Source organism: Streptomyces sp. SudanB52_2052, from assembly GCF_964272415.1.
In the GTDB taxonomy this organism is placed as follows: Bacteria; Actinomycetota; Actinomycetes; order Streptomycetales; family Streptomycetaceae; genus Streptomyces; species Streptomyces olindensis.
In genome coordinates this window covers 2,987,373-3,010,673 of record NZ_OZ186796.1, presented here as the reverse complement: position 1 = coordinate 3,010,673, position 23,301 = coordinate 2,987,373, and the positions used below count along the sequence as shown (strand labels likewise).

Here is a 23,301-nt window from a genome sequence, read left to right as displayed (position 1 = left end):
GGGCCCCGCCCCCTGGCCCGCCCGGGCCCGGAACCCCCCGCCCCGGACTACGGCAACCGCCCCGCCCGCCCCCGGTCCAGCAGGGGAGCGAGCAGGTCGCCGTAGTCCTGTACCCGGGGTGCGATGTCCCGGGCGTGGAAGTCGAGGCGGCCGGGGGCGCCGCACTCCTCGACCTCCTCCCAGGTCACGGGGGCCGAGACGGTCGGCTCGGGGCGGGCCCGCAGTGTGTAGGGGGTCGCCGTGGTCTTGCGGGCGGCGTTCTGGCTCCAGTCGACGAAGACCTTCCCGGGGCGCAGGCTCCTGGTCATCCGGTGCAGTGCCAGCCGGGGCATGGCCTTCTCCGCCTCGACGGCCAGTTCCTTCGCGTACTCGGACACCTGCTCGGAGGACGCCCCGCGCACCGCGGTGAGCAGATGCAGGCCCTTCGAGCCGGAGGTCTTGGCGTAGGCCTCGATGCCGTCCGCCGCCAGCCGCTCCCGCAGCCACAACGCGACCTCGCAGCACTGCACGATGCTCGCGGGCGCCCCGGGATCCAGGTCGAAGACGATCCGGTCGGCCTCCTCCGGCGTGTCCACCAGCCACTGGTGGGTGTGGAACTCGGTGACGAGGTTGGCCGCCCACATCAGGCTCGGCAGATCCTGCACCAGCACCATCCGCGACGGCCCCTCCACCCGCGGCACCTCGGCGGTGGTGACCCACTCGGGCGTACCCGGCGGCACGTTCTTCGTGAAGAACACCTGCCCGTCGGGCCCGTCCGGATACCGCAGGAAGGACACCGCCCGGTCGCGCAGATGCGGCAGCAGGACCTCGGCGACGGTCGCGTAGTAGTGCAGCACCTCGCCCTTGGTGAAGCCGGTGGCGGGATACAGCACCTTCTCCAGATTGCTGAGCGGGAGCCGTCGCCCCTCCACCTCTGTGATAGGCGCCATACGATAAGAATCCCACGCAAACCATTACGAACACTCCCGAGCGTGACCGGAAGGGTGCTGCACGTGAGATCCATATGGAACGGCGCCATCTCGTTCGGCCTGGTCAGCATCCCGATCAAGCTGGTGAACGCCACCGAGAGCCACTCGATCTCCTTCCGCCAGATCCACACCGAGGACGGCGGCCGCATCCGCTACCGCAAGTTCTGCGAGCTGGAGGACCGCGAGGTCACCCAGGGAGAGATCGGCAAGGGCTACGAGGACGCGGACGGCACGATCATCCCGATCACCGACGAGGACCTGTCCAGCCTCCCGATCCCCACGGCCAAGACCATCGAGATCGTCGCCTTCGTGCCGGCCGACCGGATCGACCCGCTCCAGATGGACGCCGCGTACTACCTCCAGGCGAGCGGCGCCCCCGCGGCGAAGCCGTACACCCTGCTGCGCGAGGCGCTCAAGCGCAGCAACAAGGTGGCGATCGCCAAGTTCGCCCTGCGCGGCCGTGAGCGGCTGGGCATGCTCCGGGTGGTCGGCGACGCGATCGCGATGCACGGCCTGCTCTGGCCGGACGAGGTCCGCGCCCCCGAGGGCGTGGCCCCCGACACGAACGTCACGGTCCGCGACAAGGAACTGGACCTGGCCGACGCGCTGATGGACACCCTGGGTGAGGTCGACCTGGAGGACCTGCACGACGAGTACCGCGAGGCCGTGGAGGAGGTCATCGCCGCGAAGGCCGCCGGCGAGACCCCGCCGCAGGCCCCCGAGCCCGCGGCCGGCGGCAAGGTCCTGGACCTGATGGCGGCCCTGGAGAACAGCGTCCGCGCGGCCCGCGAGTCCCGCGGCGAGGAGGCCGGGGACCACGCCGAGGTCCAGTCGCTGCCGCAGCGCAAGACGTCCCGCGCGGCCCCCAAACAGACCGGCGGCAAGAAGTCGACGTCCACGGCGAAGAAGACGGCGGCCAAGAAGACCACGGCGGCGAAGAAGACGACGGCCAAGTCCGCGCAGGGGCAGAAGAAGACGGCCGCGAAGAGCACCGCGAAGAAGACGACGGCGAAGAAGTCGACCCCCCGCAAGCGCTCGGCCTGACCCGCGGAGGGCTCGGGGTGGGGGACCTGCGGAGCGCCTCGTGGGTCCTCGTGGGAGGCGGACTCAGTGATGTTCGGAGACGAGCACCGCGCGCGTGCCCGGCTCCAGCGCCTGGAAGACGTGCAGGACGTCGGCCGGATAGCAGATGTAGTCGCCGGGGTGGAGCTCCACCGGCTCATCGGCGACGCCCACCAGAGCCCGGCCCGTGCTGATCACGACGTGCTCCACGACGCCCGGCAGGTGCGGCGCGGAGGAGCGCCCCGCTCCCGGCTCGGCGGTCACGCCGTACACGTCCCGCCGCGCCCCGGGCGGGGAGGCGGCGAGGAGGGTCGCACGGTAGTCGCTCTGCTCGGAGCCGACCGCGGGCCCCTGCCCGGCCCGGATGACCTGCACCTGCGGCCGGGGAGCCGCGAGCAGCCGGGCGAAGGGGATCTCCAGCGCCACGCAGAGCGCCCACAGCGTCTCCAGGCTGGGGTTCCCGGTGCCGGACTCCAGCTGGGACAGCGTGGACTTGGCGAGCCCGGCCCGCCGGGCGACCTCGGTGAGGGAGAGCCCGGACCGCACGCGCTCCGCTCGCAGGGACGTGGCGATCATCTCGATCGGGGGCTTGGGGGAGGGGTCGGTGTCGGACACAGCGCGTTCGCTCCAGTGGTCGGATCGTTCGCCTTGACGAACAGGACGTCAGGCGTTCAGTGTAAACAACATGCGTTCGTTCTGGAGAACACTGGACGGGACCCTCCCACGCGACATCGCGCTCGTCTGCCTGGCCGTCGGGGTGATCGGCGTGTCCTACGGCGCCCTCGCGGTCACCTCGGGCTTCGCCTGGTGGTTCCCCGTGCTGATGGGGGCGCTCGTGCTGGCCGCCTCGTCCGAGTTCCTGTTCGTCGGGATCATCGCCGCCGGGGGCAGCCCGCTCGCGGCGCTGCTGGCGGGGCTGCTGGTCAACGCGCGCCACCTGCCGTTCGGGCTGGCGGTGCCCGACGTCCTCGGCCGGGGCCGACGCAAGATGCTCGGCGCGCACCTGATGAACGACGAGACGGTCGTCTTCGCCCTCGCCCAGGACGAGCCGGAGCGCAGACGGGCCGCGTACTGGCTCTGCGGCCTCGGCATCCTGGTCTGCTGGCCGGCCGGCGCCGCGCTGGGCGCCCTGCTCGGCAGCGTCGTGCGGGACACCGACGCCCTCGGCCTGGACGCCATGTTCCCCGCGGTGATCCTGGCGCTGACGCTGCCCGCGCTGACGTCCCGGCCGCTGCGGCGAACCGCACTCGCCGGCGGCGCGCTGGCCCTGGCCGTCACCCCGTACCTGCCGGCCGGCCTGCCGGTCCTGGCCGCCCTGGCCGCGCTGCCCCTCGCCCTGGTCCGGGCGCGGGAAGGGGACGTGCGATGACGGCGGGGCGGACGAGCGACGCGCTGCCGGTGCTCCCGACGCTGATGGCGATGCTCGCCCTGGCGGCCGGCACCTTCCTGCTCCGCCTCTCGGGCCCGGCCCTGCGGGCCAGGATCGGCTTCCCGGAGCGCGCGGAGAAACTGCTGGAGGTCTCGGCGGTGGTCCTGCTCGCCGCCCTGGCCGCCACGTCCGCCCTCTCCGAGGGACACGCCTTCACCGGCCCCGCCCGGCCGCTCGGGGTCCTGGTCGGGGGAGTGCTCGCCTGGCGCAGGGCGCCGTTCCTCGTCGTCGTACTGGCGGCGGCGGGCACGGCGGCACTGCTGCGGGTGGCGGGGGTGCCGTGAGACACCGCCGGCCCCCGCGCCGACTGGCCTTCCCGCCCCTGGGTGACCGAGCCGGCCCTCGACGTGGACGAACTGCCCCGCCTCGACGGGATCGTGCTGTCACACCTGCACGGGGACCGCCGGGCGCGTCGGCACCTGGACCACACGGTGCCGATCCTGACCACACCGCACGCGGCCCGCCGCCTCCGCGTCGCGCGCGGCTTCCACCGCACCGCCGGGCTGCGCACCTGGCGGTCCCTCACCCTCCGGCGCGGCGACGCGCAGGCCACGGTCACGGCCCTGCCGGACCGGCACGCCGGCCACGCGGTGCTGCGCGGGCTGCTGCCGCCGGTGACGGGGAGCATGCTGGAGTTCGGCCCCGCCGGAGGACCGTCCCGCACGCGCCTCCACCTCTCGGGCGACACCCTCGTGTACGACGGCCTCGACGAGATCACCAGGCGCTTCCCGGCCGCCGATCTCGCCGTCCTCCACCTCGGCGGCACCCGCCTGCCCGGCGGCTTCCTGGTCACCATGGACGGCGCGCAGGGAGCCGAACTCGCACGACGTCTCCGCCCCCGGCTGCTCCTGCCGGTGCACTGCGGCGACTACACGGTGATGCGCTCGCCCCTGTCCGCGTTCCTGGCCGAGGCCGACCGCATCGGCCTCGGCGACCGGATCGTCCGCTGCGGCCACGGGGAGCGCACCCGCGTCTCGGGCGCGCGGCTTCCCGACTGAGGGAGCACCGCCCCCTGGAAGGGTGCGCGGGCGTGGAGTCAGGCCACGCGCCGCTCCTCCTGCCCGGTCTCCTCGTCCGGCTCGTCCGGCAGATGGACGTCGTCGACGGAGATGTTGACCTCCACGACCTCCAGACCGGTCATCCGCTCGACCGCGTTGACGACGCTGGTCCGGACGTCTGCGGCGGTGTCGGCGATGGCGGCGCCGTACTCCACGACCACGTCGAGGTCGACGGCGGCCTGGCGCTCGCCGACCTCCACCTTCACCCCTTGGGTGACCCCACTGCCCCCGCCGGGCACGCGCTGGCGCACGGCACCGAGGGCCCTGGTCATGCCTCCGCCGAGGTGGTGGATCTCCGGAACCTCCCGGGCCGCCATGCCCGCGATCTTCGCCACGACCGCGTCGGCGATCTCCGTCTTCCCGCGGGCCTCCGGGGGAGCCTGGTCCCCCTTGCCGCCGGCGGTGTCTCTGCGCTGAGTGGTCTCCGTCATGGCCGTCACCTCGATGGCTCGATGATCGGTGCGGTGGTATGAGCAGCGTCGTTCTTCTCCACGGTAGAACAATGGTGCACATGGGGCGAAAGTGCCGAAGTCATCCCAGGAGATGACCGATGTGACGCTGCAGCACGGCCCGCGCCGTCTCGGGTGACTGGTGCCCCGCGAGGACCTGCATCGTGAGCCCGTCGGCCACGGTGAGCAGGCTCCGCGCCTCCTGGACGGCGTCGAAGTGGCGGGGGATCTCCCCGGTGTCCTGCCCGTACCGGACGATCCACACGACGAGGTCGTGGAGCTTGGCGTAGGTCTCCCGCAGCACCGCGCTCAGCCTCTCGCTGGCCGGTGCGTGACCCACGAAGGCCAGCCAGACGTGCGCCTGCGCCTTCGACTCCGCGTCCAGCAGGGCGACTCCGGCCAGGGTGTGCCACAGCAGCGTGGCCGCGGCCTGCGGCTCCGAGGCCGCGGCGATGCGCCGGTCGGCGCGCTCGCTGACGTGCCGCGAGACGTGCTCCAGGGCGAAGAGCAGCATGTCCTCCTTGGTGCGGAAGCACCGCTGGACGGCCCCCATGGACACGTCCGCCTCGGCGGCGACGTCCCGGAGACTGACGGCCTCCATCCCGGAACGCGCGATCAGCGCGCAGACCGCGTCGGCGATCCGCACCCGCCGCTCCTCGTAGTCGACCTGCCTGGGCAAGCTCCACCCTCCCGCCTTTCCGATGCACTTGCATCGTATCCTCTTCGCGATGCACGATGTGATGCGACCGCATCGGAAAAACTCGGCACCGCAGGGGGAACCCGTCATGCCCAACCACCCCAGGACCCGTAACGCCGGCTCGGCCCAGGGCCTGCTCTGGCTCTTCGGCGCGATCCTCACCGTTCAGGGCTTCGGCTCGGCCATCACGGAGGCAGGCTGGAACACGAGCTTCGGCGTCTCGGGCCTGCTGCGAGCGGCTGACGTACCCGAGTGGGGAGCGCTGCTGGTCGGCTGCGCGGGCGTCGCACTCCTGGCGACGGCGGCCCGCCGCCACGTCAGGAGCCGGGCCGACCGACGTAGGTGACGGGTTCGGTCACCCGGTCCGTGCGCAAGCGGTGACCAGGGCTCGCCCTACTCCAGATCACCCAGCTCGAGAACGTCGTCCGGGTGCGGCGCCTTGGCGTCGACGGGCTTGTTGTGGTCGGTCATCCGCACGTCCACGGGCTCGTCGCCGCCGGTCTCGCTGATGCGCAGGATGTACGGCTCGCCCTCCGTCGCGACCTCCATCCTGCCGGTGACGTCGCCGTCCTTTCCGGAGACCGGAACCGCGGGCCGGCCATCGACCTCGTGGACCTTGCCCTTGGTCAGCCCCTCGCCGGCGGGGTCGGGAACGTCCTTGAGCAGATTGTCCGCGTCACACACCTCGGCCAGCTCGCCGAAGCCCTCCTGACCGGCGGGCAACTTCAGCCACTGGTCGGCCAGCAGGGAGGCGGCCTCACCGGCGTCGACCTCCCTGTCCTTCCAGAAGGCCTCGTCACCTTTGAGGTACGCGGCATCGCCGACCTTGATGATCTCCGCCGTAATGCCCTCGCGAGGGCTGATGGTGCCCTTGCAGTCCCCCTTCTTGCTCACGGCGAGATCCATGCGGACCTCGTCCGGTCCGCTCGTCGCCACGCCCTTCAACCGAAGAGAGTCCGCGCTCTTGGTCGCGTCAACGGCCTTCTCCACGATCTCGTTCGGGGGGAGGTCCTCGACGCCGTTCGGGTCCTGCGCCACCACACCGCCGACGAGACCGACGGCCGCCAGCGCCGCCGCGCAGGCCACAGGGGCGGCCGGCGCCACGCGCTTCCTTCTCATGCTGCGCCCCTTCCTCGCCGGTCTCATTCCAGGTTGGGCACGGTGACTCCGGATGCGCTACTCGGCGTTCGGCGCGCACCCGCAGCGCCCGTCACGCGGGCGCCGAGAGGGCGCTGACGGGCAAGTTCCTCTGCACGCACGGACATGGCTGCGGTCCGACCGATGCCTACATTTCCGGAACCCAGGTAGCTGCCGGAACGAAGAGGACGCCATGCAGTTCGGAATTTTCTCGGTGGGGGACGTGACCCCCGACCCGACCAACGGCCGTACCCCCTCGGAGCGCGAGCGCATCAAGGCGATGGTGGCCATAGCGTCGAAGGCGGAGGAGGTCGGCCTGGACGTCTTTGCGACCGGTGAGCACCACAACCCGCCCTTCGTGCCGTCGTCGCCGACCACGATGCTCGGCTACATCGCCGCCCGGACCGAGAAGCTGATCCTTTCCACCGCCACGACGCTGATCACCACCAACGACCCGGTGAAGATCGCCGAGGACTACGCGATGCTCCAGCACCTGGCCGATGGGCGGGTCGACCTGATGATGGGGCGCGGCAACACCGGCCCGGTGTATCCCTGGTTCGGGCAGGACATCCGGCAGGGCCTCAACCTCGCCAAGGAGAACTACGCGCTGCTGCGCCGGCTGTGGCGCGAGGACGTGGTGAGCTGGGAGGGGAAGTTCCGTACGCCGCTGCAGGGCTTCACCTCCACGCCGCGCCCGCTGGACGGTGTGCCGCCGTTCGTGTGGCACGGCTCCATCCGCTCGCCCGAGATCGCCGAGCAGGCCGCGTTCTACGGCGACGGCTTCTTCCACAACAACATCTTCTGGCCGGCCGACCACACCAGGCGGATGGTCCAGCTGTACCGGCGGCGCTACGCCTACCACGGTCACGGCCGGCCCGAGCAGGCCATCGTCGGCCTCGGTGGGCAGGTCTTCATGCGGCGGAACTCCCAGGACGCCGTACGCGAGTTCCGCCCCTACTTCGACAACGCGCCCGTCTACGGGCACGGGCCCTCGCTGGAGGAGTTCACCGAGCAGACTCCGCTGACGGTGGGTTCTCCTCAGCAGGTCATCGAGCGCACCCTGTCCTTCCGGGAGACCGTCGGCGACTACCAGCGGCAGCTGTTCCTGATGGACCACGCCGGCCTGCCCCTGAAGACCGTCCTGGAGCAGATCGACATCCTCGGCGAAGAGGTGGTGCCCGTGCTGCGGAAGGAGTTCGCGATCGGCCGCCCGGCCGATGTGCCGGACGCTCCTACGCACGCGTCGCTGCTGGCCGTTCGGGAGGTGTCCGCCGCATGAGGCTCGTCGCCGTGTCCGCGGGGCTGAGTACCCCGTCCTCCACCCGCCTGCTCGCCGACCGTCTCGCCGAGTCGGCCCGCGGCGAACTCGCCGCTCACGACCAGGACGTGGACACGGAGGTCATCGAACTGCGGGAGCTGGCCGTCGCCGTCGCCAACCACCTCGTGACCGGATTCCCGTCGCCCCAACTGGCCTCCGCGATCGACGCGGTGACGGGCGCCCACGGCCTGATCGCCGTGACCCCCGTGTTCACCGCCTCCTACAGCGGCCTTTTCAAGTCGTTCTTCGACCTGATCGACCCCGATGCCCTCACCGGCAAGCCGGTCCTCGTCGCGGCCACCGGAGGCACCGCTCGCCACTCCCTGGTCCTGGAACACGCCCTGCGCCCGCTCTTCGCCCACCTGCGCGCCACCGTCGTCCCCACCGCGGTCTACGCGGCGTCCGAGGACTGGGGATCCGGCGGCGACGAGTACACCGAGGGCCTGCCCGCGCGCATACGACGGGCAGGCGGTGAGCTCGCCGCCCTCATGGCCGTCCGCGCGGTGACGCCGGAGCCGGGGGACGACGACATCACCACGCTCGAGCGGCAGCTCTCCGACCTGCGGTTCGACTGAAGCCGACCCTGGCGGCTCTCCGGAGCGAGCACCCTCTGTGTCGGCGGAATCGCGCATGCGTTCCCACTCAGGTATGGCATGCTTCGTGCAGATTCACCGCGTCGCACGCCGCCGTAGCCGCATTCCGTGCGGCCATGGCTTATGAGAGTGGCGCATGAACCGGTACACGAAGCGGCCCCTTGCAGACACGGGGGCCGCACGGGCGCCGGTGCGCGGCCGGGACGAGGAACTGGCGTTCCTCGACGCACGACTCGACGCCCTCGCCCGGGGCCACGGCGGAGTCGTGTGCGTCGAGGGCGCTCCGGGAAGCGGCAAGACCCGTCTTCTGGCGGAGGGACACGCCGCCGCGGTACGGCGTGGCTTCCGCGCGTTCCTCGGGGGCGCGGACCCCGACGAACACTTCGTGCCGCTCGGGCCGTTGCTGGACGGACTGCTGTCCGGCGTGGAACCCCTGCTCGACGCTGCGAAGGTGCGGGAGCTCTCCACGGTCCCCGACCAGCGGTTCTGGCTGCTTCAGGAACTGCAGGACCGGCTGGAGCGGACGGCCCTGGACCGGCCGCTGCTCATCGTCCTCGACGATCTTCAGTGGTGCGACGACCTGACCCTGCTCGCTGTCCGCACCCTCTCGGCCCGGCTGTCGTCGCACGCGATCCTGTGGCTGGTGGCCGTTCGCAGCGCGACCAGGACCCCGCTGGTGCGCGGGGCACTGGACCGACTGCGGCAGGCCGGCGCGTACGAGCTGCGCCTCGGGCCCCTCACGGACGAGGCGGTGGCGCAGATCGCCGAGGACGTCCTGGGCGCGGCGCCCGATCCCGAGGTTTTGAGGGTCGCCCGCCGCGCGGAGGGCCTGCCGCTGCTGCTGGTGGAGATGCTCGGCGGCTTGCGGGACGAGAACGCGGTGACGGTCGCCGACGATGTGGCGCGGCTCTCGGGCGAAGCCATGCCGGTCCGTCTGCTGTCCTCCGTCGGGCGCCGCCTCGATCTGCTGTCCGGACCGGCCCGCGACGTCGTACAGACCGCCTCCGCCGTGGGCCGCTCGATCACCGTGGACGTGCTGGCCGAGCTCCTCGGAAGACCGGCCGCCGCGCTGATCAACGCGGTGCGGGAATCCCTCGACTCCGACCTGCTGGTCGAACGGGACGGCCGTCTGCACTTCCGCCATGACCTGATCCGCGAGGCGGTCGAGGCCGGCCTGCCCGTCTCGGTGCGCCGGGCCCTGCGCCGTCATGCCGCCGACGTGCTGATGGAGCAGGGCGCGCCCGCTGTCGAGACCGCCACGCTGCTGGCCGACAGCGCGGAGGCCGGCGACCGTCTGGCCGTCGAGCGGCTGCGTACCGCCGCGGCGGAACTCGCCGCCACCGCCTCCGCACCGGCGGCCGAACTCAGCCGGCGGGCCCTCGAACTCACCGCCGAGGAGGCGCCGGAACGGCCCGCCATCGTGGCCGAAACGATCCTCCTGCTGTGGCAGAGCGGGCAGGCCGCGCGGGCTCGGGCGCTGGGTGCCTCCGCCCTGCCCGGCATCCTGCGCGCCGAGGACGAGGCACAGGTACGGCTCGGTCTGGCGCGCCTGTCCAGCCAGTTCGACTTCATGGAAGCGGTCCGGCAGGCCCGTGCCGGGGCGGCGCTGCCCGGCCTGCCGACACCGTTGCGAGCCCAACTGCTGGCGCTGCTGTGCCTCAACCTGGCGAACATCGGCGACATGGAGGCGTGCGCCCACGCCGTGACCGAGGCGCTGGAGGCCGCCCACGAGGCCGGGGACCGGACCGCCGAGGCCACCGCTGTCGCCGTCGACTCGGTCGTGCGCTACTACCGGATGGACTGGGGTGCGGCGTTCCGGCTGGCGGACCGGGCCGCCGCACTGGCGGCCGACCTCGGCATCGCCCATTCCCTGTGGGTGCCGGAAGCGCTGTGGAAGGGCTTCCTGCTCAACGCGGCGGGCCGGGCCGGTGAGGCGCTCGCGGAGTCCGAGGCCGGCGTCAGGGACACCCGGCGTCAGGGCCAGGCGGCCGCCATGCTCCTGTGGCTCATGAACCGCTCGCGCGCACTCCTGGACGCCGGGCGGCTGGCGGACGCCCGGGCCGAGGCGGAGGCCGCGTCGGCGATGGTCGACGAACTGGGCATGGGCAATTTCGCGGACGCCACGCTCCTGTACACGCTCGTGCGCGTCGCCGTCCACACCAACGATCAGGAGGCCGCACGCACGTACGCGGCCCAGGCGGAGCGGATGCTGAGGGACGAGGCGCCGCTCGTCCGCAACGTCGGCTCCTGGATGACCGCGCTGGTGGCCGACTTCGAGGGCCGGCCCGACCAGGCCATGCGGGCACTCGACGAAGCGGTCGTGGCGCTCCCCGAGGAGAGGCCCTCCCTCGCCAGCCCCGACGATCCCGCTGACGCTCCGGTCTTCGTCCGCATGGCGCTGCGGGCCGGTGCCCACGAACGGGCCGCGCTGGCCGTCTCCGTGGCGGAGCGCCGCGCGAAGCTCAACCCCGACTTCACGATCCTGGCGGCAGCGGCCTCGCACGCCCGCGGACTGCTCGACAACGACCTCGCTCAACTCCTGCGTGCGGTCCGCCTGTACGACGGCTGTCCCCGGCTCCTGGCCCGCGCCTCCGCGCTGGAGGACGCCGGACGCAAACTGGCCGCCACCCGTGCGTCCGAAGCCGTGCCCTACCTCGACACCGCCCTCGCCCTCTACACGGAGGCGGGCGCCGAGCGGGACGTCGCACGGGTCCGCCGCCGCCTGCGGGCCGCGGGAGTCCGGCGACGCACCACCTCCGCGGGAACCGTGAAGGGCTGGCCGGAGCTGACCGTCTCGGAAGTAGGGGTGGTGCGGCTCGTCGCCCAGGGACTGACCAACCGACAGGTCGCGGAGCGCCTCTCGCTCTCACCGCACACCGTGAGCTCCCACCTGCGACGCGCCTTCACCAAGCTCGACATCACCTCGCGCGTGGAGCTGGCCGGACTGGTGGAGGCCCGCGACGACGGAGAGTAACCGCTTCGTATCACACGAGGGCTGCCCCGCATCGGACCAACCGTGCGATGTGCGGACACCGGCGTGCCGTGATGATGGTGAGGTGGTTCAGAAAACTGAATGGCGGGGGGAGACGCCGGACACACCGGCACCCGACAAGGGAAGCTTCGCGGGCACCGCGCTCACCACGGCCCATGTGCCCGCCCGGCAACGACGCGCCCACTGGCGCGAGGCCCTGTCCCGGACGTTCGGCGCCGTGGACATCTCGGTCGCCCGGGAGGTGAACTCGGGGACGATCCGTACGGCACCGCTCGGCCGGCTCCAGGTCACCACGGTGGACGGTGATCCGCTGGAGGCCCGGCGCACACCGCGGCTCATCGCCCAGGGCGACGAGGAGCAGTACGTCGTCGTGAAGCTGTTGAGCAAGGGGCGCGGCCGCATCGAGCAGGACACCCGCGACCTGGCCCTGCGGCAGGGCGAGGTCTTCCTCTACGACATGGCACGCCCGGTCAGGCTGATCCTCCCTGATCGCTTCCGGACCAAGTCCCTGGTGATACCCCGGCAGGTCCTGGGCCTCAGCGAGTCGGACCTGCGGCACATCACGGCGTCCCCCATGGGCTCCGACACGGCGCTGGGCGGGCTGCTGGCCACCTGCCTGGACCGGCTCGCGGACGAGGCCGGAACGTACCGCGCGCACACCGGCGAGTCGATCGCCCGCAACGTCGTGGACATCCTGACCGTCCTGGCCGACGAACGGCTCGGCAGGATCCCCACCGGGACCCCGAGCGGCGACGCGGCGCTGCTGCTGCGGATACGGGCGTTCATCGGTCGGCATCTCCCCGATCCGGACCTGACCCCGAGGACCATTGCCCGCGCCCACCACATCTCCGTGCGCTACCTGCACAAACTGTTCGAGCGCGAGGACACCACGGTCAGCCGGTGGATCCAGAGCCGCCGACTGGAGGCGTGCCTGCGGGATCTGGGCGGCCGGGACAACACGGGGCTCACCATCGCCGCGGTGGCACACCGGTGGGGCTTCACCAGCGCCGCCCACTTCAGCCGGGTGTTCCGGGCCGCCTACGGGATGTCCCCCAGTGAATGGCGGGACGTCCCCCGCCCGGACGAAACGGAGACGGAGCCGTCGTGGCCGAACTGACCGAGGCCGAGCCGCACGTCAGGCGCGGTACCGCGTACTCCCCGATGTCCGGCACGCGGCTGGTGGGCCGACAGGCCGAGGTCGCCCAGGTCCTGGACATCGTCGAAGAGGGGCGGACCGAACCACGGACGCTGCTCCTGCTCGGCGACGCCGGCACGGGCAAGTCGAGGCTGCTGGCCGCCGCCGTGGACCACGCACGTGACAGGGGAACGCTCGTCCTGACGTCCCAGGGCATCGAGGCCGAGTCGCCCCAGTCCTTCGCGTCCCTGCACCAGCTGCTCCTCCCCGTTCTCTCCGGTGCCGCCGCACTCCCCGGCCATCTGCGCAAGGCACTCGAGACGGCGTTCGGCACCGCTCAAGACGAGGGGCCGCCCGACTCCATGCTGCTGCGTACGGCCGTCCTGGCACTGCTGAGCGAGGTCTCGAACCGGCAGCGCGTCCTGCTGGCCCTCGACGACGTCCAGCACTTCGACCGGGACTCCCTCGACGTGTGCGGTTTCGTGATGCGCCGCATCACGGCACAGGACGTGTCGGTGCTGCTGACCGCACGTGGCCACACGGCCCCCACCGGGGTCCCGGCGGACCTGCCCACCGTGCTGTTGGGGCCGCTGACCGAACAGGCCGCGGCCGAACTCCTGGACGCCCAGCCGCACGCCCCCACCGGCCGGACACGGATCGAGCTGCTGCGGCAGGCCGGTGGAAACCCGCTGGCCATCATCGAGCTGTGCCGCGCGGCCGGAAGGGGCGGCCTGGGCGTGCTGCCCGGCAGCGGACTGCCGCGGACGGAACGCATCCAGGAGCTGTACGCCGCCCGGCTCCGGGGTCTGCCCGAGACGACTCGGCAGTTGATCCTCTATGCCGCGGCGTCGCAGGGCGAAGACCTCGCCACCATCATGGCCGCCGCCGGCGCAGGGTCCGATCTGTCGGCATGGGCCCCGGCCGAGGAGATCGGCCTCGTCGCCGTCTGGGACGGACAGGTGCTCTTCCGGCATCCGCTGGTCCGCACGGGCGCCTACCACGCGGCCCCGGCGCACCTGCGGCAACAGATCCACCGGGATCTGGCCTCCGCCCTCACGACGGACCCGGCCCGCCGCGCCTGGCACCTGGCCGCGGCATGCGTCGGCCACGACGAGACCGTGGCGGCGGCTCTGGAGGACACCGCCGAACTCGCCGAGAAACGCGGCGGCTTCTACGCGGCCGGCCAGGCACTGCAACGTTCCGCCGAGTGCAGCCCCGCGCCCGCCGACCGGGCCCGCCGGTACACGAAGGCACTGCGAGCCGCCCAGAACGTCGGCGATCCCCTGTGGGTGAGAGAGCTGTTCGACAAGGTCACCGCGCTGACCGACGACCGGGATCTGCTCGGCATGGCCGCCTGCGGCGCCGGCATGGGCATGTCCCTGTTCGGCCATCAGCGGCAGGCGTTCCGGATCCTGATGAGGGCGCTGGAGCCGCATCCCCCCGGGAACGGCATGACGGTGGTCGCTCTGACCAGCATCCTCGCGGCCGTCGGCTACCAGTCGGGCCTGCCCGACGTCAGGCGCCCGGTCGAGGCCGTGCTGGACGGCGTGGACACCGGGAACTCCGAGACCTCCTACGCCGAGCTGGCGACGAGCGACAGCTCCGACGCGGTGCGGGCCGCCTCCCTGGCCGGAGCCGACCCCACCCGGGCCCCCGAGTTGCTGCGACGCATCCTTCGACAGCCGGGGGCGCCCGAGGCGTCGGCCGACGTCGCGGCGATGACCCGCCTCCTGGGCCTGGGCGGGGTCGCCTGGTACGCCGACGAGTCCGACCTGTGCGTCGACGCCCACCGGCAGGGGTACGCCATGCTCAGTGCGTACGGCGCCCTGGGCTCGGCCGCACCCTCGCTCGCGGCGGTGGCGGCGTCGCTGATCGACACCGGCCGATGGGCGGAGGCCGACGAGCATCTCGACAAGTCCGCGGCGTTGGCTGCTGTTCACAAGTGGAGGCATCTCCAGATCGACGTCGAGGCCCTGCGGGCAACCCTGCGGGCCCTTCGGGGCGAGACCGACGACCTGCCGACGGACCCGGCCTGGACGGCGGTCGCGCTGGAGGAGAACCGCGCCACCCACGCCCGCCTTCTGCGGGCCGCGGGTACGACCGCCGTGCTCGCCGGCGACTTCGACGGCGCGTTCCGGCATTTCCGCCTGCTGTTCGGCGAGGACGGCACGCCTCTGCACTACTTCCTGTCACCCCGGTCGATCGCGGATCTCGCCGCGGCCGCCCAACGGACGGGCCGGGAGAAGGACGCGGCACGCATCGTCGAGGTGGTGCGCGCCGCGATGGGGCCGCAGCCCACGATGCGGATGACCCTGCTGCTGCACCATGCCGCCGCGCTCACCGGAGATCCCAAGGACGCCGAGCACCACTTCCGGCTCGCCACGGTGAACCCGGCGGGCGACCAGTGGCCGTTGGCACGGGCGCAGGCGAGGCTGCACTACGCGCAGTGGCTGCGCCGGCGACGGCGCCCGCTGGACGCCCGCCCGCTGCTGGCCACGGCACTGGAGTCGTTCACCCGGCTCGGCGCGACGGCCCTGGCGGAGGAGGCCCGCGTGGAACTGCGGGCCAGCGGCGTGGCCACCGAGCCCGCCAAGGCCGACCCGCTGGCGGAGCTGACCGCCCAGCAGCGGGAGATCGTCCGGCTGGCCGCGCGGGGGCTGCGCAACCGGGAGATAGCCGAGCAGCTGATGCTCTCCCCTCGCACGGTCAGCTCCCACCTCTACAACGTGTATCCAAAACTGGGGGTCAGCAGCCGCAACCAGCTCCGCGGTCTCTTCGAGGACCTATGAGGGAGATGTGAACTTCGAGCCCCCCACGGATGCCGGCGGACGCGGCCGTCCCGCCGTCGTCCTCGATCCCCTCGTCCAGCGGCTCGTAGACGCCTGTGCCGCACCGCCGTACCTGCACCAGCTCGGCCCGGTCGACGGGCGGCAGGCCCTGCTGGAGATGCAGGGCCACACACCGGACGACTTCGCCGTGGACGCCGAGTTCAGGGTGGCACCCGTGGGTCCCGCCGGGCTCGTCGGCTTCTGGCTGTTCCGGCCGACGCGGCCGGCCGGCCCCCTTCCCGTGGTCGTGTACCTCCACGGCGGCCGATGGATGCTCGGCGACGGCCGGACGCACGCGCGCATGATCAGCGAGTTGGCGGCCATCAGCGGCGCCGCCTTCGTGGTGCCCGAGTACACCCGTACGCCGGAGGCCCGCTCCCCGGTCCAGCTGGAGGAGTCGTACGCGGTCCTGACCTGGATCGTCGAGCAGGCGGCCGAACTGGCCCTGAACGGCCGGAGGCTGGCGGTGGCCGGCGACTGCGCCGGCGCGACCATGGCCACGGCCCTCACCATGCTGGCCAAGCAGCGCGGCGGCCCCCGCATCCGGGCGCAGTTGCTCTACTACCCGATGACCGACCCGGACAGCGACACCGAGTCGGCGGAACAGTTCGAGTACGGCTACCTCCTGACGCGCGCCGCTGTCGAGTGGTACTGGCAGCAGTACGTCGACGACGAGCGCGAACTCGCGGAGCCCACGGCCGCGCCGCTGCGGGCCACCCCCGAGGATCTCGCAGGACTGCCCCCCGCCCTGGTCGTGTCGGCGGAGGCGGATGTCGTCCGGGACGAGGGCGAACAGTACGCTCGCCTGCTGCGGCTGGCGGGGGTGCCCGTGACCGCCGTCCGCTATCTGGGGACGGTGCACGACTTCGTCTCCCTGAACCCCCTGAGGAACAGCCCTCCCACACGGGCCGCGATCAGCCAGGGCGGCCGCTTCCTCGGGGACGCCCTGGCCGACCGGCGCTGAGGCCGAGGGCCGAGGGCCGTCAGGAATCGACCGTCAACTTACTGATGCCTGCGGAGCAGGCTCTCGCCAGGCTGAAGGACGTGAGGCCGCCTACGGCGGCAGGTCTTCAGCCTGGGAAGAGGAGCATGTTCGTCGCCGAACCCGTGTCATCAGGAGGCATCCAGATCGTTTCCGACGTGCCGGACGAGGAGGATGAGGAATTCCTCTACCTGGGCCTGATCGACCGTCGCTCGGCCGCGATCACCCGGGAACGGGGCGAGGTTCTCCTGGAGTCGAGGGACGTCGTTTTCTGCGATCCGGGTCGGCGTCCTGCCCTGCGGTCCGGCGACGGCTGCCAGACGACGGTCTTCCGCATACCCCGTTGCTATCTGGGAGTTCCGGAATCGGACCTGGACCGCGTCCTGGGGCTGACCGTGCGAGGCTGCCGGGGCCTGGGCGCGCTGGTGTCGGACTTTCTGGCCACGCTCGCCGCCGAGGCGGAGTTCCGGACGTCGACGATCGGTGACCGGCTCGCCCGGAGCGCCATGGATCTCGTCGCTGTCCTGGTGAAGGAACTCCTCGATACGGAGACCGCGGTCGAGGCGTCGAGTGCGGGGAAGGCCGGCAACGAGATGCTGCCCCGGATCCGGGCCCACATCGAAGAGCACCTGATGGAGCCGGACCTGTCACCGGAATCGATAGCGCGCGCGCACCACATCTCGGTCCGCTACCTGCACAAGCTCTTCCAGGACGACGGCACCACGGTGAGCCAGTGGGTGCGGCAGCGGAGACTCGACGCCTGCCGGCGCGAGCTGAGCCGGACCCCGAACCGAAGAATCACCGTGGCCGCTGTGGCGCACCGCTGGGGTTTCAGCAGCCCAGCGCACTTCAGCCGCACCTTCCGGGGCGCGTACGGCATGTCCCCCAGCGCATGGCAGGCACTGGCCGCGTCGGGCGTCGGCGCCGGCTGATCGCGCTGTCCATGAGTGCCCCGGCCGGTGCGGTCAGCGGCGCGGACCGTCCCCTGTCCACGATGGGTTCGTCGTGTCCGGAACGACGGGTCCCGAGGACGTGTCGAAGGCATGGGTGACCTCCGGCCGGGTGCCCGGGACGAGGAGATCGCGTGCGCGCTCCTCGTAGCGGCGGTCGGTGAGCGTGAGCCGGTCGCTGTGCTGGGCGAGATGCTCGGACCAGGACGCGACGAGATAGTTCTCGATGAAGTGCCCGGGATCTTGGCCGTCCTGGTACAGCCCCCAGGTCAGAGCTCCGGTACGCCGCCGGGAACGGGCGACGTGCTCCATACAGTCGCTGAAGGCCGCTTCGTTCCCGGGTGCCACGCGGTACGAGACGGTGACCAGGACCGGACCGGCGGTGGGCCCCGGCTCGAACACCAGGGGCGGGACAGGCCAGTGCTCGGAGGGCGCGGGGTCGGCGCCCTCCGCGCCGTCCAGCGGCCAGCGGCGCACGCTGAGGGCACTGACCAGCAGCAACGCGCTGCCGGCCAGGAGCGGGACGGCGAGCCCCAGCCGCTCGGCGAGGGCGCCCCACAGCGGCGCCACCAGCGCCTGACCGCCCTGGAAGACAAGAAGATAGACGGCGAGGCCACGGGCCCTGACCCAGCCCGGAAGCCGCGTCTGCACGGCCGCGTTGAGGGTGGACAGAACCCCGATCCACGCCAGTCCGGCGAACAGCAGTGCCCCTGTCACCAGCCACGGGATCCGTACGGTGGCCAGGACCACCAGCACACCCGCGAAGATCAGGGCGCCGCTGCTCAGAGTGCCGTTGGCACCGAGCACCCTGGTGCTGCGAGGCAGAGCGAAGGCGCCCGCCACCGCACCGACCCCGACCGCGCCCAGCAGCAGCCCGTAGCCACTCGGGCCCAGGTGGAGGGAGCGGCTCGCGACCAGCGGCAGCAGCGCCCACAGAGCGCCGCCGCCGGGGATGAACAGGGCCATCCGCAACAGGACCCGGCGGACGTCAGGCGCGTACCGGACATAGCGGCGGCCTGCGTCGAGAGCGCTCAGGAGCTTCTCGCCCCCGGCGACGGCGGCGACGGTCCGGGGGCGCCGCCACAGCATCAGTACGACGGCGATGCCGAGGTAGGAGACGGCGTTGAAGGCGAACACCCACCCCGCCCCCGCCCCCGCCACGACCACTCCGCCGACGGCCGGCCCGACGGCGCGGGCCAGATTCATGTTCACTCCGCCGAGGGCGGCGGCCTGCCCCAGCTGGCGTCGTTCCACCAGCTCCGGCTGGATCGCCTGCCAGGCCGGGCCCATCAATGCGGTGCCGCATCCCAGCAGGAAGGTGAGGACCAGCAGCAGCAGGGGAGTGAGCGCGTCCGCGAAGGCCAGCGCGGTCAGTGTTCCGGAGACCGCGAGCATGGCCAACTGCGCGGTCAGGAGCACCCCGCGACGGTCGTAGCGGTCGGCGGCGACGCCCGAGGGCAGGGCCAGGAGCACGACGGGCAGGCTGGAGGCCGTCTGGACCAGCGTCACCAGTGCCGCGTCGTGCCCGATCAGCAGCCACTGGGCGCCCACCATCTGCATCCAGCTGCCGACGTTGGAGACCAGCTGCGCGATCCACAGCGCCCGGAAGACGCGTGCCGCGAGCGGCGCCCACGCCGAGTCGGGCTTCGGGGACCGTGCCGGTGTGGCGGGTGATGCGGTGCTCATGCTGGTCCGACCCAGGTCGCTTCAGCGGTCGAGAGGCGATGGGTGATCGCGGAGGTCACCGCGAGCAGCACCAGAGTCAGAGCCAGGGTGAGGACGAGATGGCCGTGCAGGACGAGCTGGGCTCCGACGAGAGCGCCGAGGAACATGGCGAGCACGGACAGGATCCGGCGGCCGGGGCGCGGCGCCTCGCCGCCGGCCGGGGTGGAGTCCGCGGCCAGGCCCGTCAGGGTCAGGGTCAGGACGGTCGTGGTGAGGTCCGGCACGCCCAGGCGCCGGGCGACCGCATTCTGCAGGCCCATGGCGAGCCCGAGAAGCACGATCAGCGTGTACTGGACGCCGGTGGTGACCCGGCCGCCGTCCGACGCGGCAGCGGCCGCCACGGTGACCGCCACCAGGACCGACTGCACAGCCGTGGCCGCACCCAACAAGTGCCCCCGGTGCGTGGCGAACCGGGTGGCGAGCCGGCCCCCGGTGAGCGCGCCGACGAGGAACGAGACCATCGCGACGACGGACGCGAGCGCGGACAGGCCCTCGGCGCCCGCCAGGGCGAACCCGAGGAACACCACGTTGCCGGTCATGTTGGCGACGAAGACGTGCCCGAGCGCCAGGTAGCTCACCGCGTCGACCAGCCCGGTGACCACCGTCAGGATCAGCATCAGGGGAGGCAGCGGGCCGTGCCGTTCCTCCCCACGCGGGACCAGGGTGCGGACGGCGTCACTCAGCAGCCTGCGCATACCGCGCCCCTTCCGTCGAGGCGCCCGGCCGGTGCAGCAGCACGCGGGTGAGCAACCCGCTCGCCGGGCCCATGACGATCGCGGCGACGGAGACCCCCACCGGCCAGGGGGTGACGGCCAGTGCGTGGTCCACGGACCACCGTCCGGGCCCGGTGAGGGCCAGTGCGGCGGAGACGACGACGAGGACCAGGGGGTATTCGTAGCCGTCGTTCTGTACCCACAACCCCTTGGGCCACTTGACCGTGCCGGCGACCGTCATCACGCCCATGGCGGCCATCGCGGCCAGGGGGGTGAGCAGGCCGGCGGCCAGGAACAGGCCGGCACCGATCTGGCTGGCTCCCGCGACCAGCGCGGTCAGCCGGCCGCCGCGGAATCCGTCACGGCGGAACTCCTCGGTTCCGCCCGCGACACCGTTGCCCCCGAGCCGGAAGCTCACCTTCTGCACCCCGTGCCCGGCGATGAGCAACCCCACCGTCAGCCGGAGGACCAACAGTCCAGCGTCCAACAGTCCAGCGTCCATCGTGTTCCTACCTGTTCCTGGCGTTCTGGTTCCGGTGCGGTGATCAGCCGGCGGCGTGCGCGCCGATGACGGCCTGCGCGTAGACCAGCCCGAGCCCGTAGGTACCGCCGTGCGCCTTGACGACGTCGCCCACGGCCGCGTACGTCTCGGTACGGGCCCAGTCACGCTGGAGCTCCAGGAGCACCTGCACCCAGGTCACCGGCACGGCGCCGGCCTGGATCATGCGCTGGACGGCGTGCTCGTGGGCCTGCGGGCTGACACCGCCGGACGCGTCGGTGACGACGTAGACCTCATAGCCCTGGGCGATGGCGGACAGCACCGGCAGGACGACGCAGACCTCGGTCCACAGGCCGGCGATGACAAGCTTCTCGCGGCCGGTGGCCTTGACCGCCTCGACGAAGTTCACGTCCTCCCAGGCGTTCATCGTGGTGCGGTCGATGATCTTCTGGTCGGGGAAGACGTCCGCGAGCTGCGGCATGAGCGGTCCGGAGAAGGACTCGGAGGCCACGGTGCTCAGCACGGTCGGCACGTCGAACACCTTCGCGGCCTTCGCCAGGCCCACGGTGGAGTTGATGATGGCGGTGCGGTCGCCGCTGCCGGTGCCGAAGAACATCTGCGGCTGGTGGTCGATGAACAGCACCGCGCAGTTGTCCGGGGTGAGCAGGTCGGGGCTGGGGGCAGCGGTGACCTCGGCGATGTTGACCATGAGTTGTCCTTTCTCGGCAAGCGGCGGCGCGGACTGCTGTCCGTGCCGTGGGAAAGACCGTCCGGTGGGACGGAGCTGGTGGGTGCCCCGGAAGGGGCGGCGCAGGGCCTGGCCACTTCCGGGAGTTCAGAGGTCGAAGCAGGGATCGAAGGGGGTGCTCGCCGAGTCGGGGGCGAGGCCGCGCGCGACGCGCCACTGGCGGTGCTGCTCCGACTCGGCGACGGCCTGGCCCAGCACCTCCGCCTGGCGGGCGCCGGCAAGCGCCGGCCGGCGGAACGTCTGATACCCGCCGAAGTGCGCCACCGGACTCCAGGCCGGGCTGACGGGCGGGAGTTCCTCGTCGAGCCCCTCGTACTCGGCGGCGGCGTAGACGATCCGGCCGCCGGTCACCGTCAGCAGCGACTCGATGTGGGCGATGTCCGGCTCGGGCACGGTGAAGTAGTCCTCGGAGAGGACCGCCAGGTCCGCGTAACAGCCAGGCTGCAGCACGCCCTTGACCTTGTCCTCACCGGTCAGTGCGGCGCCGGCGCGCGTGAACATCGCCAGTGCCGTCTGCCGGTCGACGCGGTTCGCCGGCGGGCGCAGCGCCACATCGCCGACGGTGCGGCCGCTGACGAGCCAGTGGAGGGCGACCCAGGGGTTGTAGGTGGAGACCCGGGTGGCGTCGGTGCCGGCGCCCACGGTCAGGCCCCGGTCCAGCATGGCCCGGATCGGCGGGGCGTCCGCGGCGGCTCCGGGACCGTAGCGCCGCAGGAACGCCTCGCCCTGGAAGGAAAGCCGGTTCTGCACGGACATGGCACCGCCGAGGGCGGCGATGCGATCGAGGCTTTCGACGGAGACGGTCTCCGCGTGGTCGAACAGCCACCGGTTCCCGGCCGGAAAGAGCCCCTCCGCGGCGAGTTTCTCGAACACCGCGAGGTCACGGCGGATGGTTTCGTCGTAGGTGGCGTGCAGCCGGAATCCCCAGCCGTTCTCCATGAGAAGGCGCACCGCTTTCTCGAACTCCGCCTCGTAGCCGGGGGCGAGTTCCGGACGCGGCTGGGTGAAGTTCTCGAAGTCGGCGGCCGACCAGGTCAGGTTCTCGCCCGCGCCGTTCAGGCGCAGCCACGCGTCGCCGTCCTCAGGGCGGGCCATCTCGATCCAGCGGGCGAGATCGTCGATCTCCTGCCCCGGAGTCTGCGGAAAGAGGTGGTAGGCGATGCGCAACGACAGCTGTCCGGCCTTGGCCAGTTCGATGACGGTGGCGTAGTTGTCGGGGAAGTTCTGGAAACCACCGGCGGCATCGATGGCCGACGTCAGTCCGAACCTGTTCAACTCACGCAGGAAATGCCGGGTGGAATTCTTCTTGTCCTCACCCTCCAGGACCGGCGCCTTGGCCAGCGTCGCATAAAGGACGAGGGCACTGGGAGCGGCCAGGAGCATGCCGGTCGGTTCTCCGCCCCGGCCCCGCACGATCTGGCCGCCCTTGGGGTCGGGTGTGTCCCTGGTGAAACCGGCGGCCCTGAGCGCCGCCCGGTTGAGCACGGCCGACTGGTACAGGTGCAGGACGAACACCGGGGTGTCCGGGGCCGCGGCGTTCAGTTCGGCGACGGTCGGCAGCCGGCGTTCGGCGAACTGCTCGGCCGACCAACCCCCGACCACCCGCACCCACTGGCCCTTCGGCGTGCGGGCGGCCTGCTCACGCAGCATCGCCAGGCCCTGACGCAGACTGCGCACGCCGTCCCAGCGCAGCTCCAGCACGTAGTTGAGGCCACCGCGAATGACGTGCAGGTGGGAGTCGTTGAGGCCGGGTATCACCCGTCGCCCGAGTGCGTCGACCACCTTCGTGCCCGTGCCGATCCGGGGAGCCACGTCCTTGTCGTCACCGACGACCGTGATGACGCCGTCGCGGACGGCGAGCGCCTCGGCATACGGGCGGCCCGGGTCCCCGGTGTGGATCTTGGCGTTGCGGACGACGAGGTCCGCGGCTTCGTCGATGGCGCGCGGAACGAGCCCGCCGACGGGCATGGTTGACATCCCTGAAACCCCTCCGGGAGAACGACTTCGATCCAGTCATG

22 protein-coding genes are annotated in these 23,301 nt (G+C 71.9%); 12 read left to right on the top strand and 10 right to left on the bottom strand.

Translation table 11 applies throughout. The annotated features are described in order from the left end of the window. Positions 1 to 47: 47 nt before the first annotated feature. Positions 48 to 929, bottom strand: a complete 882-nt coding sequence (gene ligD, locus ACSUPV_RS13040; RefSeq protein WP_031117415.1) for a non-homologous end-joining DNA ligase — start codon at positions 927 to 929, stop codon at positions 48 to 50. 54 nt (positions 930 to 983) lie between these two features. Here ligD and ACSUPV_RS13035 point away from each other — a divergent pair, with 54 nt between their 5' ends. Beyond that, positions 984 to 2,012: a Ku protein gene (locus ACSUPV_RS13035; protein WP_382614170.1), complete on the top strand. Its 1,029-nt coding sequence runs from the start codon at positions 984 to 986 to the stop codon at positions 2,010 to 2,012. Positions 2,013 to 2,075: 63 nt separating this feature from the next. Here the strand turns inward: ACSUPV_RS13035 and ACSUPV_RS13030 are convergent, their stop codons facing one another. Continuing rightward, positions 2,076 to 2,606: a helix-turn-helix domain-containing protein gene (locus tag ACSUPV_RS13030; RefSeq protein WP_436949899.1), complete on the bottom strand. Its 531-nt coding sequence runs from the start codon at positions 2,604 to 2,606 to the stop codon at positions 2,076 to 2,078. Positions 2,607 to 2,715: 109 nt separating this feature from the next. Here ACSUPV_RS13030 and ACSUPV_RS13025 point away from each other — a divergent pair, with 109 nt between their 5' ends. From ACSUPV_RS13025 to ACSUPV_RS13015, 3 genes are read left to right on the top strand one after another with little or no spacing between them, the layout of a single operon-like run. Beyond that, positions 2,716 to 3,399: an AzlC family ABC transporter permease gene (locus ACSUPV_RS13025; protein WP_436947530.1), complete on the top strand. Its 684-nt coding sequence runs from the start codon at positions 2,716 to 2,718 to the stop codon at positions 3,397 to 3,399. Then, complete coding sequence (locus ACSUPV_RS13020; RefSeq protein ID WP_436947529.1) at positions 3,396 to 3,743, top strand: AzlD domain-containing protein; 348 nt, start codon at positions 3,396 to 3,398, stop codon at positions 3,741 to 3,743. Before ACSUPV_RS13025 ends, ACSUPV_RS13020 begins: the two co-directional genes overlap by 4 nt. Before the next feature lie 42 nt (positions 3,744 to 3,785). Then, the gene (locus ACSUPV_RS13015; RefSeq protein WP_436947528.1) at positions 3,786 to 4,457 is read left to right on the top strand and encodes an MBL fold metallo-hydrolase; all 672 of its coding nucleotides are present in this window, start codon (positions 3,786 to 3,788) and stop codon (positions 4,455 to 4,457) included. Positions 4,458 to 4,495: 38 nt separating this feature from the next. On the opposite strand, the gene ACSUPV_RS13010 is transcribed toward ACSUPV_RS13015, so the two are convergent. Both ACSUPV_RS13010 and ACSUPV_RS13005 read right to left on the bottom strand, forming a co-directional pair. Beyond that, positions 4,496 to 4,948 carry an Asp23/Gls24 family envelope stress response protein gene (locus ACSUPV_RS13010; protein ID WP_436947527.1) on the bottom strand — a complete coding sequence of 151 codons (453 nt, stop codon included), beginning with the start codon at positions 4,946 to 4,948 and terminating at the stop codon, positions 4,496 to 4,498. A 100-nt stretch (positions 4,949 to 5,048) separates the two neighbouring features. Next, entirely contained in the window at positions 5,049 to 5,645 is a 597-nt protein-coding gene (locus ACSUPV_RS13005) for a TetR/AcrR family transcriptional regulator (RefSeq protein WP_436947526.1), read from the bottom strand. Between the two features lie 106 nt (positions 5,646 to 5,751). On the opposite strand from ACSUPV_RS13005, the gene ACSUPV_RS13000 reads away from it, so the two are divergent. Beyond that, positions 5,752 to 6,009: a hypothetical protein gene (locus ACSUPV_RS13000; protein WP_051851406.1), complete on the top strand. Its 258-nt coding sequence runs from the start codon at positions 5,752 to 5,754 to the stop codon at positions 6,007 to 6,009. Between the two features lie 47 nt (positions 6,010 to 6,056). Here the strand turns inward: ACSUPV_RS13000 and ACSUPV_RS12995 are convergent, their stop codons facing one another. After that, positions 6,057 to 6,782, bottom strand: coding sequence for a hypothetical protein (locus ACSUPV_RS12995; RefSeq protein ID WP_436947525.1), 726 nt, complete (start codon positions 6,780 to 6,782; stop codon positions 6,057 to 6,059). Positions 6,783 to 6,993: 211 nt separating this feature from the next. Between ACSUPV_RS12995 and ACSUPV_RS12990 the strand changes: the two genes are divergently transcribed. The 7 genes from ACSUPV_RS12990 (at position 6,994) to ACSUPV_RS12960 (ending at position 17,580) form a co-directional block, all read left to right on the top strand. After that, positions 6,994 to 8,079 (top strand): LLM class flavin-dependent oxidoreductase, encoded by a 1,086-nt coding sequence (locus tag ACSUPV_RS12990; RefSeq protein WP_037765377.1) that lies wholly within the window; start codon positions 6,994 to 6,996, stop codon positions 8,077 to 8,079. Further along, the gene (locus ACSUPV_RS12985) at positions 8,076 to 8,693 is read left to right on the top strand and encodes an FMN reductase (protein WP_436947524.1); all 618 of its coding nucleotides are present in this window, start codon (positions 8,076 to 8,078) and stop codon (positions 8,691 to 8,693) included. Before ACSUPV_RS12990 ends, ACSUPV_RS12985 begins: the two co-directional genes overlap by 4 nt. Positions 8,694 to 8,847: 154 nt before the next feature. Continuing rightward, a complete protein-coding gene (locus tag ACSUPV_RS12980) occupies positions 8,848 to 11,685 on the top strand; it encodes an ATP-binding protein (RefSeq protein ID WP_436947523.1) in 2,838 nt (945 codons plus the stop codon). An 82-nt stretch (positions 11,686 to 11,767) separates the two neighbouring features. Continuing rightward, positions 11,768 to 12,820, top strand: coding sequence for a helix-turn-helix domain-containing protein (locus ACSUPV_RS12975; RefSeq protein ID WP_436947522.1), 1,053 nt, complete (start codon positions 11,768 to 11,770; stop codon positions 12,818 to 12,820). Next, the gene (locus ACSUPV_RS12970; RefSeq protein ID WP_436947521.1) at positions 12,808 to 15,627 is read left to right on the top strand and encodes an AAA family ATPase; all 2,820 of its coding nucleotides are present in this window, start codon (positions 12,808 to 12,810) and stop codon (positions 15,625 to 15,627) included. Before ACSUPV_RS12975 ends, ACSUPV_RS12970 begins: the two co-directional genes overlap by 13 nt. Positions 15,628 to 15,634: 7 nt before the next feature. After that, positions 15,635 to 16,630, top strand: a complete 996-nt coding sequence (locus tag ACSUPV_RS12965) for an alpha/beta hydrolase (protein WP_037765386.1) — start codon at positions 15,635 to 15,637, stop codon at positions 16,628 to 16,630. A gap of 125 nt (positions 16,631 to 16,755) precedes the next feature. Then, positions 16,756 to 17,580 carry a helix-turn-helix domain-containing protein gene (locus ACSUPV_RS12960; protein WP_436947520.1) on the top strand — a complete coding sequence of 275 codons (825 nt, stop codon included), beginning with the start codon at positions 16,756 to 16,758 and terminating at the stop codon, positions 17,578 to 17,580. Positions 17,581 to 17,613: 33 nt separating this feature from the next. On the opposite strand, the gene ACSUPV_RS12955 is transcribed toward ACSUPV_RS12960, so the two are convergent. From ACSUPV_RS12955 to ACSUPV_RS12935, 5 genes are all read right to left on the bottom strand, one after another. Next, the gene (locus ACSUPV_RS12955) at positions 17,614 to 19,284 is read right to left on the bottom strand and encodes an MFS transporter (RefSeq protein WP_436947519.1); all 1,671 of its coding nucleotides are present in this window, start codon (positions 19,282 to 19,284) and stop codon (positions 17,614 to 17,616) included. Beyond that, positions 19,281 to 20,018, bottom strand: a complete 738-nt coding sequence (locus ACSUPV_RS12950) for a YoaK family protein (RefSeq protein ID WP_436947518.1) — start codon at positions 20,016 to 20,018, stop codon at positions 19,281 to 19,283. Before ACSUPV_RS12950 ends, ACSUPV_RS12955 begins: the two co-directional genes overlap by 4 nt. Further along, positions 19,999 to 20,523, bottom strand: a complete 525-nt coding sequence (locus ACSUPV_RS12945; RefSeq protein WP_037765472.1) for a DoxX family protein — start codon at positions 20,521 to 20,523, stop codon at positions 19,999 to 20,001. The genes ACSUPV_RS12950 and ACSUPV_RS12945 overlap by 20 nt, the downstream gene beginning before the upstream one ends. 58 nt (positions 20,524 to 20,581) lie before the next feature. Next, positions 20,582 to 21,244 (bottom strand): hydrolase, encoded by a 663-nt coding sequence (locus ACSUPV_RS12940; RefSeq protein ID WP_031117437.1) that lies wholly within the window; start codon positions 21,242 to 21,244, stop codon positions 20,582 to 20,584. A 126-nt stretch (positions 21,245 to 21,370) separates the two neighbouring features. Then, positions 21,371 to 23,260: an amidohydrolase gene (locus tag ACSUPV_RS12935; protein WP_382614163.1), complete on the bottom strand. Its 1,890-nt coding sequence runs from the start codon at positions 23,258 to 23,260 to the stop codon at positions 21,371 to 21,373. Positions 23,261 to 23,301: the final 41 nt, after the last annotated feature.

Excerpts from the sequence above, each read along its gene's own strand:
- ACSUPV_RS13010 (WP_436947527.1), bottom strand. The coding sequence starts at position 4,948 with ATGACGGAGACCACTCAGCGCAGAGACACCGCCGGCGGCAAGGGGGAC.
- ACSUPV_RS13030 (WP_436949899.1), bottom strand. The coding sequence starts at position 2,606 with ATGATCGCCACGTCCCTGCGAGCGGAGCGCGTGCGGTCCGGGCTCTCC.
- ACSUPV_RS12940 (WP_031117437.1), bottom strand. The coding sequence starts at position 21,244 with ATGGTCAACATCGCCGAGGTCACCGCTGCCCCCAGCCCCGACCTGCTC.
- ACSUPV_RS12985 (WP_436947524.1), top strand. The coding sequence starts at position 8,076 with ATGAGGCTCGTCGCCGTGTCCGCGGGGCTGAGTACCCCGTCCTCCACC.
- ACSUPV_RS13020 (WP_436947529.1), top strand. The coding sequence starts at position 3,396 with ATGACGGCGGGGCGGACGAGCGACGCGCTGCCGGTGCTCCCGACGCTG.
- ACSUPV_RS13025 (WP_436947530.1), top strand. The coding sequence starts at position 2,716 with ATGCGTTCGTTCTGGAGAACACTGGACGGGACCCTCCCACGCGACATC.
- ACSUPV_RS12995 (WP_436947525.1), bottom strand. The coding sequence starts at position 6,782 with ATGAGAAGGAAGCGCGTGGCGCCGGCCGCCCCTGTGGCCTGCGCGGCG.
- ACSUPV_RS12955 (WP_436947519.1), bottom strand. The coding sequence starts at position 19,284 with ATGAGCACCGCATCACCCGCCACACCGGCACGGTCCCCGAAGCCCGAC.
- ACSUPV_RS12990 (WP_037765377.1), top strand. The coding sequence starts at position 6,994 with ATGCAGTTCGGAATTTTCTCGGTGGGGGACGTGACCCCCGACCCGACC.
- ACSUPV_RS12960 (WP_436947520.1), top strand. The coding sequence starts at position 16,756 with ATGTTCGTCGCCGAACCCGTGTCATCAGGAGGCATCCAGATCGTTTCC.
- ACSUPV_RS12935 (WP_382614163.1), bottom strand. The coding sequence starts at position 23,260 with ATGTCAACCATGCCCGTCGGCGGGCTCGTTCCGCGCGCCATCGACGAA.
- ligD (WP_031117415.1), bottom strand. The coding sequence starts at position 929 with ATGGCGCCTATCACAGAGGTGGAGGGGCGACGGCTCCCGCTCAGCAAT.
- ACSUPV_RS13000 (WP_051851406.1), top strand. The coding sequence starts at position 5,752 with ATGCCCAACCACCCCAGGACCCGTAACGCCGGCTCGGCCCAGGGCCTG.
- ACSUPV_RS12950 (WP_436947518.1), bottom strand. The coding sequence starts at position 20,018 with ATGCGCAGGCTGCTGAGTGACGCCGTCCGCACCCTGGTCCCGCGTGGG.
- ACSUPV_RS12980 (WP_436947523.1), top strand. The coding sequence starts at position 8,848 with ATGAACCGGTACACGAAGCGGCCCCTTGCAGACACGGGGGCCGCACGG.